This window comes from Enterococcus sp. HMSC076E04, from assembly GCF_001814285.1.
Taxonomy (GTDB): domain Bacteria; phylum Bacillota; class Bacilli; order Lactobacillales; family Enterococcaceae; genus Enterococcus_B; species Enterococcus_B lactis.
Genome location: NZ_KV815579.1, coordinates 65,783 through 80,268, shown reverse-complemented (window position 1 = coordinate 80,268; position 14,486 = coordinate 65,783). Strand labels below are relative to the sequence as shown.

12 protein-coding genes are annotated in these 14,486 nt (G+C 37.2%); 8 read left to right on the top strand and 4 right to left on the bottom strand.

All coding sequences use genetic code 11. The features are described from left to right. Positions 1 to 141: 141 nt before the first annotated feature. Complete coding sequence (locus HMPREF2961_RS04060) at positions 142 to 1,005, top strand: DegV family protein (protein ID WP_002316532.1); 864 nt, start codon at positions 142 to 144, stop codon at positions 1,003 to 1,005. A 128-nt stretch (positions 1,006 to 1,133) separates the two neighbouring features. Here the strand turns inward: HMPREF2961_RS04060 and HMPREF2961_RS04055 are convergent, their stop codons facing one another. Beyond that, positions 1,134 to 2,756 (bottom strand): ABC-F family ATP-binding cassette domain-containing protein, encoded by a 1,623-nt coding sequence (locus tag HMPREF2961_RS04055; protein ID WP_002315476.1) that lies wholly within the window; start codon positions 2,754 to 2,756, stop codon positions 1,134 to 1,136. 249 nt (positions 2,757 to 3,005) lie between these two features. Between HMPREF2961_RS04055 and HMPREF2961_RS04050 the strand changes: the two genes are divergently transcribed. Then, the gene (locus HMPREF2961_RS04050) at positions 3,006 to 3,527 is read left to right on the top strand and encodes an HdeD family acid-resistance protein (RefSeq protein WP_024635765.1); all 522 of its coding nucleotides are present in this window, start codon (positions 3,006 to 3,008) and stop codon (positions 3,525 to 3,527) included. 430 nt (positions 3,528 to 3,957) lie between these two features. On the opposite strand, the gene spxB is transcribed toward HMPREF2961_RS04050, so the two are convergent. Next, the gene (gene spxB / locus HMPREF2961_RS04045) at positions 3,958 to 5,688 is read right to left on the bottom strand and encodes a pyruvate oxidase (RefSeq protein WP_002315478.1); all 1,731 of its coding nucleotides are present in this window, start codon (positions 5,686 to 5,688) and stop codon (positions 3,958 to 3,960) included. A 164-nt stretch (positions 5,689 to 5,852) separates the two neighbouring features. Here spxB and HMPREF2961_RS04040 point away from each other — a divergent pair, with 164 nt between their 5' ends. After that, the gene (locus HMPREF2961_RS04040; RefSeq protein WP_002315479.1) at positions 5,853 to 6,671 is read left to right on the top strand and encodes a ZIP family metal transporter; all 819 of its coding nucleotides are present in this window, start codon (positions 5,853 to 5,855) and stop codon (positions 6,669 to 6,671) included. Positions 6,672 to 6,772: 101 nt separating this feature from the next. Here HMPREF2961_RS04040 and HMPREF2961_RS04035 read toward each other — a convergent pair whose 3' ends face one another. Continuing rightward, positions 6,773 to 6,970 carry a hypothetical protein gene (locus HMPREF2961_RS04035; protein ID WP_002315480.1) on the bottom strand — a complete coding sequence of 66 codons (198 nt, stop codon included), beginning with the start codon at positions 6,968 to 6,970 and terminating at the stop codon, positions 6,773 to 6,775. Between the two features lie 168 nt (positions 6,971 to 7,138). Here HMPREF2961_RS04035 and HMPREF2961_RS04030 point away from each other — a divergent pair, with 168 nt between their 5' ends. Together HMPREF2961_RS04030 and HMPREF2961_RS15325 are read left to right on the top strand one after the other, a co-directional pair. Continuing rightward, positions 7,139 to 7,717, top strand: a complete 579-nt coding sequence (locus HMPREF2961_RS04030) for a TMEM175 family protein (RefSeq protein ID WP_002315481.1) — start codon at positions 7,139 to 7,141, stop codon at positions 7,715 to 7,717. A 94-nt stretch (positions 7,718 to 7,811) separates the two neighbouring features. After that, entirely contained in the window at positions 7,812 to 7,949 is a 138-nt protein-coding gene (locus tag HMPREF2961_RS15325) for a hypothetical protein (RefSeq protein ID WP_002319331.1), read from the top strand. A gap of 918 nt (positions 7,950 to 8,867) precedes the next feature. On the opposite strand, the gene HMPREF2961_RS04020 is transcribed toward HMPREF2961_RS15325, so the two are convergent. Further along, positions 8,868 to 9,371, bottom strand: coding sequence for a VanZ family protein (locus HMPREF2961_RS04020; RefSeq protein ID WP_002315482.1), 504 nt, complete (start codon positions 9,369 to 9,371; stop codon positions 8,868 to 8,870). A 623-nt stretch (positions 9,372 to 9,994) separates the two neighbouring features. Between HMPREF2961_RS04020 and HMPREF2961_RS04015 the strand changes: the two genes are divergently transcribed. From HMPREF2961_RS04015 to oppC, 3 genes are all read left to right on the top strand, one after another. Next, positions 9,995 to 11,980, top strand: coding sequence for a peptide ABC transporter substrate-binding protein (locus HMPREF2961_RS04015; RefSeq protein ID WP_070704002.1), 1,986 nt, complete (start codon positions 9,995 to 9,997; stop codon positions 11,978 to 11,980). Positions 11,981 to 12,061: 81 nt separating this feature from the next. Beyond that, positions 12,062 to 13,543 carry an ABC transporter permease gene (locus tag HMPREF2961_RS04010; RefSeq protein WP_002315484.1) on the top strand — a complete coding sequence of 494 codons (1,482 nt, stop codon included), beginning with the start codon at positions 12,062 to 12,064 and terminating at the stop codon, positions 13,541 to 13,543. A 25-nt stretch (positions 13,544 to 13,568) separates the two neighbouring features. Further along, positions 13,569 to 14,480 carry an oligopeptide ABC transporter permease OppC gene (gene oppC / locus HMPREF2961_RS04005; protein ID WP_047928056.1) on the top strand — a complete coding sequence of 304 codons (912 nt, stop codon included), beginning with the start codon at positions 13,569 to 13,571 and terminating at the stop codon, positions 14,478 to 14,480. Positions 14,481 to 14,486: the final 6 nt, after the last annotated feature.

The following is a 14,486-nucleotide window of genomic DNA, read 5'->3' as shown; positions in this document are numbered from 1 at the left end:
TTCTTGAAGCTGACCACTTCTGTCACAACCTCTTATTTTGATTAGAACTTGCGAAAATAAACCGGTTAAAGTGTGTCTAGCGCAAGAGATTTGCTATAATAGACGATAAGGGTAAAATGTAACGAGAAGGGGTTGAAAAATGTGTATCAAATTGTAACAGATTCTTGTTGTGATCTGCCATACCACGTATTAGCAGAAGAAAAAATTGATTTTTTATCAATGAATCTCCAATTGAATGATCAAGAGTTAGTAGATGATCTCGGAAAGACATTCAATTATGACCGCTACATGAATCAGCTGAAAAATGGTGCGATGCCTACGACATCACAAATCAATGTTGGCCGATATTTAGAATTTTTCCGTTCTTATGCGGAAAAACAGATTCCTGTCTTATATGTGGCTTTTTCCAGTGGATTAAGCGGCTCTTACAGCAGTGCGCTTCAAGCTGTTGAATTACTGAAGGAAGAATATGAAGACCCTGAGATCTATGTTTTTGATACAAAAGCTGCAAGTATCGGGGAAGGGCTTTTAGTATTGGAAGCTGCAAGATTGAAAAAAGAAGGGAAAAGTATCGAAGAAACCTTAGAGTGGCTGGAAAAAAATTATTTGAAAGTCCATTCATGGGTAACTGTAGACGATTTGAAGTATCTAGAACGAGGCGGTAGGATTTCCAAAGCAAGTGCTACTCTGGGCAGTCTATTGAGTGTAAAGCCTATTATTACGGTAGATAAAGAAGGAAGGCTGACGAATGTTGACAAAGTTCGCGGAAGGAACAAGTCGATCCAAACAATCGTCAATGAGACGGTAAAAACAATCGTTGCGCCACTTGATCAAATCGTTTATGTGGCTTACGCTGGGGATCTAGAGAGCGCGGAGAAGGCAAAACGGCTTTTGGAAGAGCAGATAAAGATGAAAGATGTGAAGCTTTATCCCTTAGGACCAACGATCGCCAGTCACACAGGCTATGGCTGTATCGCGATTTTTTCGATGGGAATCAGTCGATAAAAGCAGTAACTCATTCTGTAAAAAAGCCCAGGATTTGAATGTAACAAAAATAGCGACTCTTAAAAGATAGATGAGCATCCTATCTCTTAGAGGTCGCTGTTTTTTTGTTTTTTAAGCTAAATAGACCGTTACGCCCATAACTCATTCAATTGTTTTTGAATATCTGTGTTTTCCAAGAACTCATCATATGTCGTATCAGCCCGATCAATCACACCTTTATCTGAAACAGCAATGATCCGGTTTGCCAATGTTTGGATAAATTGATGGTCATGAGAGGCAAACAGGATCGAGCCAGTAAATGCCATCAAGCCATCATTCAATGCGGTGATTGATTCTAAGTCTAAGTGGTTCGTTGGATCGTCTAATACAAGTACGTTAGCTTTCGAAAGCATCATTTTTGAGAGCATACAACGGACTTTCTCTCCACCAGATAAAACATTCACTGGTTTCAATACTTCTTCACCAGAAAACAGCATTCTTCCTAAGAAACTTCTTAAGAAGGTGTTGTCATCTTCTTCTTTACTTGCATATTGGCGCAACCAGTCTAAAATCGTTAGATTCGTGTCGAATTCTTTCGTTGTATCCTTTGGTAAATAAGAATGACTTGTTGTTACTCCCCAACGTACTGTTCCAGTATCTGGTGTAATTTCACCCATTATAACTTTGAATAGCGTTGTTGTTGTTATATCATTTTCTGCGACAAAAGCAACCTTGTCTTCTTTGTTTAAATTAAAAGATATATCATCTAAGATTTTCTTTCCATCAATCGTTACACTTACATTTTCTACCTGCAATAAGTCGTTTCCGATCTCACGTTCAGGTTTGAATCCAACGAATGGGTAACGTCTAGAAGAAGGCTGGATATCGTCCAAAGTAATTTTTTCAAGCATTTTTTTACGTGAAGTTGCTTGTTTTGATTTTGATGCATTCGCACTAAAGCGAGCAATGAATTCTTGAAGCTCTTTGATTTGTTCTTCTTTTTTTGCATTTGCATTCGCTTGGAGCTTAGCCGCCAATTGACTAGATTCCAACCAAAAATCATAATTTCCTACATAAAGTTTGATTTTACCAAAATCCAGATCCGCCATATGTGTACATACTTTGTTCAAAAAGTGACGGTCATGGGAGACAACGATCACAGTATTTTCAAAATTGATTAAAAATTCTTCCAACCAATTGATCGATTGGATATCCAGACCGTTTGTTGGTTCGTCTAGTAAAAGAACATCAGGTTTACCAAATAGTGTTTGTGCTAACAACACTTTTACCTTTTGTCCGCCAGTCAATTCACTCATTTGCTGATGGTGCAATTCTTCAGGGATGTTCAGACCTTGCAGTAAAACAGCTGCTTCTGGTTCTGCTTCCCATCCATTAAGCTCAGCAAATTCTCCTTCTAATTCAGCTGCTCGAATACCATCTTCGTCAGTGAAATCTTCTTTCATGTAAATCGCATCTTTTTCTTTCATCACTTCATACAGACGCTTGTGTCCCATGATGACTGTTTCAAGTACAGTATAGTCTTCATAGTCGTAATGGTTCTGTTTCAATACGGCCATCCGTTCATCTGGTCCCATAGTAACGGAACCTGTGGAAGGCTGCAGATCCCCTGATAACACTTTAAGGAACGTTGATTTACCTGCACCATTTGCACCAATCAAGCCATAGCAGTTTCCGGGGGTAAATTTAATATTCACATCATCAAATAGTTTGCGGTCTGAAAAGTGCAAACTCACATCATTTACAGTAATCAATTTTTTTCCTCACTTTTATCATTATTAGTTTTTGACAAGTCTTATAGAATTATATAGGGGAAAGGTAAAAGATTCAAGGCAATCGAACATTCTTTGTGTTTCACGTGAAACAGAATGAAGAAAATAAACATAAAAGAGGAGTAGAAATAGCTGCTATAGGATTTTTTAGTTTGCAACAGCATAATTTTTGACGTTATTTATAAGAGGGAGTATTATAAAACTGTAAAAGAAATGAAAGAAGGATTGAAAATGGATGAAAAAAGAACCATCGACTGGGGCTCATTGATTTTGGGAATTTTATTTGTACTTGTCTCATTGTTATCATTTCAAGACCCTGTCGGAAATTTAGTTGCAATTGTAGTAGTCTTTGCGATTTTTGCCTTTATTAAAGGAATATTTGAACTGTTTGTACGTAATAGATTAAAAGAGCTAACAGGATATAAAGGAAAGATGCCCTTAATAATCGGGATCATCGATATTCTAGTTGGCGTCTTTTTCTTATTCAATATTGGTGCAGGAGTCGCAGCATTGCCTTTTGTTTTTGCAGTATGGTTTATTGCTGATTCCGTTTTAGCGTTATTTACTGCTGACTTGGCAAGAGGAATAAGTGAAGGATATTATTGGTTTACGATCATCGTCAATATTTTAGGAATTTTATTAGGAATTTTCTTATTGTTTAATCCAATTTCTTCTGCGTTGACATTAAGCTTTTTAGTGGGGTTCTATTTTATGTTATTCGGCATCACACATATCGTCTATGCGTTTAGATAAGTGAAATCAAACAAATAAAAAAGCCAGCTTCCGGTAACAGTTTGACTGTTGCAATTGGTAGCTGGCTTTTTTATCATGGACAAATATGCACGAGGTCATCTTTAGGTGTCGAGACAAATTTATGCAAAAATGTGAAAAGTAATAGGCACAAATTTTATCTTAATACTTGAAACATACCGCAGTTGTCACAACCTCTTGATACACGGTGTTCAAAAGCTTGCATCTGCGGTAATAAGTCCCACCAAACGAAAAAATATGACGAGCTATTTTTGTTTGGCTGTTCTTATTACTTGATGCAGGGCAGCTTTTTCACAACCTCTGATACACGGTGCTCCACCTGCTGCTTCTCGGTAATAAAATCGCCGTCCTAGAAAATATGAGGAACTATTTTCTGTCCATCGTTCTTATTACTCGAAGCATACCGCAGTTGTCACAACCTCTTTTCATATAATTCATTCAATACTGGCAAATCATGGACTTCATATTTTTCTTTGAATGCTTGGATTTCTTCTTCAGAATATTTTCTTGAATCTAAATGAAGATCTTCTACTGGCAATGGGCGCTTGTTATTGATTTTCACATCGATCACTACAGGACGATCTGATTTTGCGGCTGCATCAAAGGCAAACCGAAGTTGCGAGTATTCTGTGACTGTAAAGCTTTTTGCACCGAGTGCTTCTCCAACTTTACCGAAATCTGCATCTTCTAAAAATACACCGAATTTCTTTTGTTCCGTATCTTCTTGTTCTGCTTCGATGAAACCAAAAGAATCATTAGAAAAAACAACATTGATAATTGGAAGCTGATATTTGACTTGTGTAATGATATCTTGCATGACCATAGCAAATCCGCCATCACCACTTAAGGTAAATACTTGTTTTTCTGGGTAGCTTAGTTGTGCGGCAATTCCTCCAGGCACACCATTACCCATAGTTGCGAACCATCCAGAGGTTGTATGTTTTTGTTTACCGTTCATATTTAATAAGCGAATAGAATGGATAGTCGTGTTACCGACATCTGTGACGAAAATCGCATCGTCTTCAGCAATCCGATTGATTTCTTTATAGACAGCCTCTGGTCGAATCGGTTCTTCCTCACGATTTTCAAAAGATTTCAACCAATTTACCCATTTTTCTTTATTTTCCTGATTTGCTAGGTACCAGCTATCAGCAGGACGAGCATCACCTAATTCGACCAGTCTTTGCAAAGCCGTGTTTGCATCACCGAGAATCGACAGAGATGTTTCATGGCGCCGTCCGAATTTTGACGCATCAATATCGATTTGGATAAATTCAGCAGTTGGATTAAAAAATGCACGTCCAAACGGGAAGTCGCTACCGACAAATAAGATCAGATCGGCTTCTGCCAATGCTTCATTTCCGGGTTTAGTAGCGACACGTCCAGCAAAACCAAGAAAGTTTTCATAATCATCAGGAATAATTCCTTTTGCTAGAACGGAAGCGACAATAGGAACTGAAAAATGTTCTGAGAATTCTTTGATTTGCGGAAATCCGTTTCGCGTTCCTTGACCAACATAAAGAACTGGTTTTTTTGCTTTTTCAAGATAAGGCAAAGCAGCCAGCAGATCTTTTTCTTCTGGTAATATCACACTTGTTTTATGAGTGTGAGCAGTAGAGAAAGCTTGTTCATCAATTTCTTCAAAGCCAAGATCAACAGGAATCGTCACGATAGCCACACCTTTATGCTCATAGGCGGCTTTAATGGCTTCATCTACGACATGTGGAAGACTTTGGGGCGTCATGACTGTACGATTGTATACGCTGACATCTGCGAAAATAGGATTTTCGTTTAATTCTTGGAAAGAGTTATAGTTCATGGATGTAGAAGCGACTTGTCCTAAGAACGCTACTAGAGGCACATGGTCCATCTGTGCATCATACAAACCATTGATCAAATGTGTCGCACCAGGTCCTGCAGAGCCGAAGACAGCGCCGACTTTCCCGGTTAATTTTGCATCTGCGGCTGCTGCTAGTGCACCGACTTCTTCATGACGGACTTGAATATATTTGATTTCGTTTTTTTCGTGATATAGCGCATCCATAATCGAATTGAAAGATCCTCCGGGAATGCCATAAATATGGTCGATGCCCCAGCTTTCAAGAACTTTTACCATTGCGACTCCTGCATTGATTTTTGACATGGTGTTTCACTCCTTTAGCAATGATGATCCATAAATTTTTTGTATCTAGAGTATAGAACTTTTTATCGAAAATCCCAACTAATTCGTCTTTTCACAAAAATGTAGTCATGTTTTTGGGAATATGCTAGAGTAGTACATAAATAGATTCAAGAGAGGGGAATGGCATGGTTGAATGGCTATTGAGGCTTGATCCTTGGCAGCAAGCACTTGCTGGGACAGCTTTCACTTATTTTATGACAGCTCTTGGTGCCGGATTGGTTTTTTTCTTTAAAGAAATCAAAAAAGAAGTGCTAAATTTGATGTTAGGATTTGCTTCTGGTGTCATGATTGCTGCAAGTTTTTGGTCCTTGCTCGATCCAGCGATTACAAAAGCAGAAGAAAATGGAGACATTGCTTGGCTAGTTGTAAGTATTGGATTTGGTTTAGGTGGGGTGTTTTTATATATGGCAGATAAAACATTGCCCCATATGCATTTTGGACCGCAACATGAAGCAGAAGGATTGCCTACCCATTTAAAGCGGACAATCTTGCTTGTTTTTTCTATTACATTGCATAATGTTCCTGAAGGTTTAGCCGTAGGGGTAGCATTCGGTGCAGCAGCAACTGCGGATAATCCGACAGCCGCTATATTAGCCGCTGTTTCGGTGGCGCTAGGTATTGGTATCCAAAACTTCCCAGAAGGAGCAGCTGTATCAATCCCATTGCGACAAGAAGGTCTGAGCCGTAAAAAGGCCTTTGTTTACGGTCAAGCTTCTGGAATCGTTGAACCAATCGCTGGGGTGATTGGCGCACTACTAGTAACGAAAGTGAAGCTGCTGCTTCCTTATGCACTTGCTTTTGCTGCAGGAGCGATGATTTATGTCGTGGTGGAAGAATTGATTCCCGAAGCACAGCAGACATTGTCCAGCAAACGTCATTTTGCAGTTTTTGGTGTCATGAGCGGATTTATCATTATGATGATCTTGGATGTGGCATTAGGATAATTCGGAAAATTCATATATGATATATCAAATAGGGCCGCGAACTTATGTCGCGACCCTATTTTTAAGTAAGTTATATCATAACGGAGTGATCATGTGATTCATTAATAATAGTTTTTTCTATGTGTATTGCCTTTGTTCCAACGAACGAGCCAGATGATAAGTGCGATCGGAATCAAAACTTTGACCGCAAACCATAAAAGGCCACTTACGACACTAACAAAAAGACTGATGACAAAGCTAGCGGCAATCAACACTAAAAGAACCATGAAGATATTTAAGAACATATTTTTTTGACGCATACAAAACCCTCCTCTTGTTCATTCTTTACTATAGAAAAAGTATAACAGGGATTCTCTAAAAACACCTCCAACTGCAGACTGATTTTTACTTCATCTGCTTAAATGATCAGACAATTGCTTTTTCCCTTGTTTATCATCTAAAATAGAGCGGAAAAGGAGGAGAATATCATGCCTAAAAATCGTCTTGAAGCATTTACAGATGCTGTAATCGCCATTATCATGACTATTTTAGTTTTAGAACTTCATGAACCTAACGGAGATACGTGGGAGGCGCTCGCAGCATTAGGCTACCGATTTTTTATCTATATTGTCAGTTTCATCATCTTAGCGATTTATTGGAACAATCATCATCATTTATTTCAAGTTGTACATAAGATAAATGGACGGGTCTTATGGGCGAACAGTTTCTTTATTTTTGCGCTTTCACTTTTTCCATTTGCCACTTCATGGATCAGTGAGTACATCAATAGTCTGGCTCCAGAAATGACTTATGGTTTTGTTACCTTGATCGCTAACATTGCGTATTATATCTTGGCAAAAGAACTTGTCAAAGCAAATAAGGGTCACGAGAAAGCATTGAAGACGATGCTGAATGATTACAAGAAATCATACTTATCGATTGGCTTGAATGTTTTAGGAATTGTCTTAGGCTATTTAGTAGCGCCAGTAGCCGTGCTGATCGCAAACATCGTGATTCTTGCTGCTTGGATCATCCCAAGCCGTACCATCGAATCACAATATCGGTAAAATGATCCGTGTTTAAAATTTAAGAGAAAAATATAGAAAAAATAAACAAACGATCAAATATCCGAGTGATACTAGTATTCAAAGAGGGATGCAGATGGATCAAAAAAGACTTCATGTAGGACTGATTACTAGTTTTGTCACGATGCTTATTTATTTGGATCAAGGTCATTTGACTTGGACAGTAGTTGGTGTCACGGTATTTTTGACATTATTCGCAGCAATAAAAAAATAAACATCTTTATGTAAGCTAATATTCTATCTATTTAATAAAAACATGTTTACAGCAGAATCATACTGCTGTAAACATGTTTTTATTTGTGGAAAAAATTTTTAAAAAAGTGTATCGAAAAAAATCGTTAGTTTTTCCACAGTGGATAACTTTATGATAGCTAAAAAAACAATAGATTAGTTAAAGGATGCATATAGATTTCTTTTGTCAGGGGATATACAATAGAAATGAATAAATATTAACAAGAGTTCAGATGGGGTTAAAAAAGTAAATTCAGAAGAGTGAAAAATAACGAACCAACTATATTTTACATGTTATTTAATAGTTAAAAAATAACGATACACTTGTTTTGATTTCTCTGCTACTTCTAAAAACTGCTACTTTTTCCTTTGAAATGCCTTCAAAAAGTAGGATCAGGTAAAATCTACTGGCAGAAATCAAGGAAAAAGATACCTTCATAAGAGAGAAAAATGATAGAAAAGAAGAAAAATTATTTATAGAACAAGCTTTTTACAATAAATAGATATACCTATATGGGGTATAAAGAAGAACGAAAATTTCTCAATCGATTTAAGTGTCGAATAGGAAAATGTTAAGATATAAAGCATTTAAGCTAAAAAAATAATCATTTTTGATTAAAATGCGTACTTAAATTATGAAGGAGTTATGATAATATTTGTTTTTCAAGGAAAAGGACATTTCATTAATGTAATTAATCTGAAAATAGACATAACCGTTACTTTACTATTTTTTGATAAACAACAAAGGGAAACATATCCTGACTGCTTCAATGTGTAAGATGTATACTCCAAATAGCAGAGGTGAAAATCGATTTTTTTGAAAATCAATAATTGAATAAAAAAGGACTGTCATAGGTACACACTGGAATGTATCTGTGACGGTCCTTTTTTATGAACGATTTTATCGAAGACGGATAGTACGTGTCAAAAATAAAAAAGCTACGATTAGAAATAACAATAAAACGTACCCCAAAATAACGGCTAGGCGATCCAACTTATTTGTCGATATGTGTTTGTTTAAAAGCTGATAGAACCATAATCCAATCAGACCTCCTGTTGTATTAGTAATTACATCAGTGATATCCGCTACGCCAATACCGAATAGGAATTGAATAAACTCTGCGAAGAAGCTTACAAGGAAAATAATCCCTAATTTTTTAGAAAAGGAAAGCCCTTTGAAATTGACATTCAAAAGCACCCCAAAAGGGAAAAAGACAATGAAGTTATAAGTGGTCTCGCGCAAAACCGTCGTATTTTCAAAAGAAAAAGTAGAAAAAGGGACGAGATTGACATTGCTGTAAGAATAAGTGAGAAATTGTGGAAGATTAAATGATAGCTTGAATAAAATCAACCATAATAGAAAGAATAAATAAATCCCTAATAAAAATTTTGATATATACCGCATAGACATCTCCTCCATTTAAAAAGTATACCATCGAAAACCGCTGAAAAATCATAAAAAAGTATGAAGTTTAAGGACCAACGTGGTTATCGTACGAAAATTAGAAGCTTTTTTTGTTGGGAATCCGGTTTCTTTTAAATGAGTTTAAAATGAGAAAACGTCCAAATATATAACTTAAGTAATTTTTATTCGCTCACTTTTTCCTCTCAAAGATTATTTTTAATAATTATATAAACTACATGCATATATATATTATTTTTCGTATAAAAGTGGGATATGCTATACATGAAAAAATTATGGAAAGATAAGTCTTTCAACGCTTTTTTCTTCGAATTCATTCGTTTTACGCTTATTACATTAATGATATTTATTTTTTTATTTTCTTGATGATAAAAAGAAAAAGTTAGATGATTGCATATATAGTTATATATATAAATTTCAGATAATTCGAATTATTTTGCTGAATCACCTTGACATTGCCTAACGCCAAATGTATTATTTCAATAACTTTCATTATCTTTTAATTATTTCAGGTGATTTATTAATTAAACATGTTGCGCAATTATCTGGTTAATAGGGGTTGAAAAGGGTGAAAGCAGTATAAATAAGAGGGGGATATACATTATATGAAAAAAGTTTTAGCTTTGCTTCTAGTAAGTGCCGTTATGCTGGGAGCATGCGGGAGTAATGCAAAAGGGTCTAGCTCTTCAAAGAAAAGTGACCTTGTATCAGAATATAGTTCTGTATATGTAACAGATCTTGAAACGCTAGATTACACATTCTCATCCCGTAAAACGAATAGTGACCACTATACTAACTTTGTGGAAGGTCTTTTGGAAAATGACCAATACGGGAACCTGAAAGGCGATATGGCTAAGTCATGGGAAGTTAGTGATGACGGGTTGACTTATACGTATCATCTTCGCAAAGGTGTTCCTTGGGTGGATAGTGAAGGAAATGAGTATGGGGCTGATGTGACAGCAAATGACTTTGTTACTGGGTTGAAACACGCGGTAGATGTACAATCAGAAACGTTATATATCGTGGCAGATAGTATCAAAGGCTTATCTGATTATATAGATGGTAAAACGAATGATTTTTCTACTGTTGGGGTAAAAGCAGTAGATGACTATACGTTGCAATACACATTGAATAAACCTGAACCATTCTGGAACTCAAAAACGACTTACGGTATCTTATATCCAATCAATGAAGAGTTCCTAAAATCAAAAGGGAAAGATTTCGGTAAACCAACACCAGACTCCATCCTTTATAATGGACCCTTCATCCTTGCAAACAATACAGCTAAATCAGTTATCGAATATACGAAGAATGAATCTTATTGGGATCCTAAAAATGTCCATTTAGACACAGTAAAATGGACCTACAATGATGGAAGTGATCCCGATGGGTTATTTAAATCTTACGAAAATGGAGAATTATCTCTTGCTCGTGTTTATCCAAATTCACCAGGATATAAAGACGTAACAAAAGCTTATCCAGATGGTGTGACTTGGTCTCAAACAGGTGGATCCACATACAATTTAACATTTAACTTTAACCGAGGTACATTTGATGCAACTTCAAAAACAACAGATAAAGAAAAAGAAGATACACAGAAAGCTATTTTAGACCGCAATTTCCGTTTAGCTATTCTATTCGGATTTGATAAGAAAAGCTATAACGCACAAAGTGTAGGAGAAGAAGGTGCCACTAAAGCATTACGTAATACACTTGTTCCTGCCGATTTTGTAGAAATTGGCGGAAAACCTTACGGTGATACAGTGGCAAGTAAATTAAAAGCACTGGATTCCGATGCTTTTGGCGATGTAAATTTATCTGATGGACAAGATGGGTATTATAACGCAGACAAAGCCAAAGAATATATGGAAAAAGCAAAAACAGAACTAGAAGCAAAAGGTGTGCAATTCCCTATTCATTTAGATATGCCAGTTGAGGAAACTTCTGAGATTAGTGTCAACATGGTCAAATCTTTGAAAAAATCAGTGGAAACTTCTTTAGGATCAGATAACGTAGTGGTTGATGTTCAACTATTGAATGAAGATAAATATTTAGCTGCTACTTATCAAGCCACGACCGGACAAGCTGGCGACTTTGACATTACAAATGCCTCTGGTTGGGGTCCAGACTACACTGATCCATCTTCTTACTTGAATATCTATGATTCACGCAAAGGGGATATGATCCATACACTTGGACTGGAAGCTTCTGCCGTAGTACAAGGAACGGATCCATCAACTGCTGCGAAAAAAGCAATCAACTTGTCTGAATACGACGCATTATTGGATAAAGCCGCTGCTATCACTGATGATTTTGATGCTCGTTACACTGCTTATGCAGATGCAGAAGCTTGGTTGTTAGATAATGCTTTGCAAGTACCAATTTATGCAGATGGTGGGACGCCGCGTGTCACAAATGTAGTACCATTTAGCGGACCATATGGTTGGGCAGGTATTGCTGCAAACAAATTGAAATATGTAGAAGTACAAAGCGATATCGTCACAACAGATCAATACGACAAAGCGAAGAAAGCTTGGGAAACGAAAAAAGAAGAAACTGCGAAAGAAGCAGAAACAACAAGTTCTAAGTAATTTAGCTGAATGAATAGTAAAAAAGGCTTTCAATTTCTATTGTAGCCTTTTTTACTTATATGATGAAAGAGAGGGAAAATTGTGAAAAGATACCTTTTATTTAGGGTCCTGCGCTCTATACTTAGTATTTTTCTTGTAACTACCTTAACCTATGCGGTGATCTATTCACTTGTTCCGAGAAAAACGATATTTCAAAATGATGTGAATTACGGAAAATTAAAGGCAAAACCAGATGAACTGGCAGATTATGAAAATACAGCCTTCAGCAAGATGGGTTATATCGAATACTACACGACGAAAGAACTGAAAAAAGAAGTAGGAAGCAGTTCATCAGAAAAAGCCTCTTCTGAGCAGTTAGAAGAAAAATACCAAGATTGGGCGAAGAAAAATGGTTGGACGCTCAAACAATTTCCAATCAGCAAAGAATATTATGCGACAAAAGATATTCCATTAGTAAAACGCGTAGTGAATTTCTATGCGAATATGATCCAAATCGATCACCCATGGAAAGTAAAAGATGCCAGCAATCCTAACTTAAAACATTCTCTGCGTATCGAAAACGATGAGTTGGTCGGTTGGGCACTTGTCGGTTCAGGAACACAATATAAATACCAAATCTATTTCAATGGACAATTTCCTTATATCCATCAAAATATCGTTCATTTGAATCTAGGCACTTCATATCCGACATTTGCCGGACAAGCGGTAACAAGCATCATCTCAGGAGGACAAGGGAAAACAGAAAGTACAGAGACAACATTTAATGATGATTTTACAGCGCGCTCTTCTGCTAATATCTATCTCCGTCAATATCAGAAAACAAAAAACATCTCTTCACGAGACAAAAAATATTTTTCTGATAATTACGTCATCACAGACACGAATCACCAAGACCCATCGATGATCGGTACATCATTTCGTATGGGAGCTGTCGCTGTTATTATTGCTTATGCGATCGGTATACCTGCTGCGATGTTGATGGCTCGTTACAAAGGAAAGATACCAGATAAAGCAGGGATCGCTATCGTAACGGTGCTGATCTCCGTGCCAAGTCTAGCCTTTATCTATTTCTTCCGATTTATTGGAAGCAGCTGGTTTTCTTTGCCAGATTCCTTCCCAGCATTGGGCGCACAAGATATTCGCTCCTATATATTACCGACAGTGATTCTAGGACTATTGTCTGTTTCTGGAATCGTTATTTGGCTGAGACGTTACATGATCGACCAACAGTCTTCCGATTATGTTAAATTTGCGAAAGCAAAAGGTTTGAATGCGAAAGAAATTGCTAGAAAACACATTTTCAAAAATGCAGCTATCCCAATCGTCAATGGGATTCCAGGAAGTATCATCGGAGCGATTGCTGGGGCGACGATCACAGAAACAGTGTTTGCTGCGCCAGGTATGGGGAAAATGCTACCTGATGCGATCATTACCCATAACAATCCATTAGTTATCGCAATCGTTTTTGTCTTTACCACAGTATCCGTATTTTCAATCTTAGCCGGGGATATTGCGATGGCATTAGTCGATCCGCGAATCAAACTATCGTCAGGAGGAAAATAGCTTGGAAAATGTGAAAACAGAACAAATGAACGAATTCATTTTTGTAGAAACGAATTCGTTAGCTTCAGAAAAGATTGATACGCCGAAGTATTCGTATTGGCGTTCGGTCATGCGTAAATTCTTTTCAAACAAAGTTGCGATTTTTATGCTGATACTGATGCTGGCTGTCTTATTGATGAGCTTTATCCAGCCATTATTCAGCGGATACAAATTTATGGATGTAAAAGATATCAATGACTTTACGAAACGCTATAATCCACCAAGTGCAAAATTTTGGTTTGGTACAGATGCTAACGGCATGTCCTTATTCGATGCAGTTTGGGCAGGGGCGAAAACATCGATTTCCATCAGTGTCATTGCTACATTGATCACTACAGTTATTGGTGTAGTAGTAGGGGCGATTTGGGGAACATCGAAAGCAATTGACCGTTTCATGTTGGAAATTTACAACATCATCTCGAATGTGCCAACTTTACTGATCGTTATCGTTCTCTCTTATACGTTTGGTTCCGGATTTTGGAATTTGATTTTTGCGATGTGTGTGACGAGCTGGCTGAGCGTAGCTTACTTTATTCGGGTACAAGTCATGATCATCCGCGACCGCGAGTATAATTTAGCCTCAAAAACACTAGGAACACCGACCTTGCGGATGATTTTTCGTAATATCCTGCCTTATCTGATTTCTATCATCGTGACAGATGTATCTAGAGCGCTACCTTCGTTTATTTCATATGAAACCTTTCTTTCATTCTTAGGCGTTGGGTTAAGCAGTGATGTTCCTTCCCTCGGACGATTGATCGCAAAATATACGAATAACATGAGCAATTACCCTTATCTTTTCTGGATTCCTGTGACTGTACTGGCGTTAGTTTCTGTTTCTTTATACATCGTAGGACAAACTCTTGCAGATGCGGCAGATCCAAGAACACATATTTAGGAGGCA

Excerpts from the sequence above, each read along its gene's own strand:
- HMPREF2961_RS04050 (WP_024635765.1), top strand. The coding sequence starts at position 3,006 with ATGGATGAAAAAAGAACCATCGACTGGGGCTCATTGATTTTGGGAATT.
- spxB (WP_002315478.1), bottom strand. The coding sequence starts at position 5,688 with ATGTCAAAAATCAATGCAGGAGTCGCAATGGTAAAAGTTCTTGAAAGC.
- HMPREF2961_RS04040 (WP_002315479.1), top strand. The coding sequence starts at position 5,853 with ATGGTTGAATGGCTATTGAGGCTTGATCCTTGGCAGCAAGCACTTGCT.
- HMPREF2961_RS04035 (WP_002315480.1), bottom strand. The coding sequence starts at position 6,970 with ATGCGTCAAAAAAATATGTTCTTAAATATCTTCATGGTTCTTTTAGTG.
- HMPREF2961_RS04030 (WP_002315481.1), top strand. The coding sequence starts at position 7,139 with ATGCCTAAAAATCGTCTTGAAGCATTTACAGATGCTGTAATCGCCATT.
- HMPREF2961_RS15325 (WP_002319331.1), top strand. The coding sequence starts at position 7,812 with ATGGATCAAAAAAGACTTCATGTAGGACTGATTACTAGTTTTGTCACG.
- HMPREF2961_RS04020 (WP_002315482.1), bottom strand. The coding sequence starts at position 9,371 with ATGCGGTATATATCAAAATTTTTATTAGGGATTTATTTATTCTTTCTA.
- HMPREF2961_RS04015 (WP_070704002.1), top strand. The coding sequence starts at position 9,995 with ATGAAAAAAGTTTTAGCTTTGCTTCTAGTAAGTGCCGTTATGCTGGGA.
- oppC (WP_047928056.1), top strand. The coding sequence starts at position 13,569 with ATGAACGAATTCATTTTTGTAGAAACGAATTCGTTAGCTTCAGAAAAG.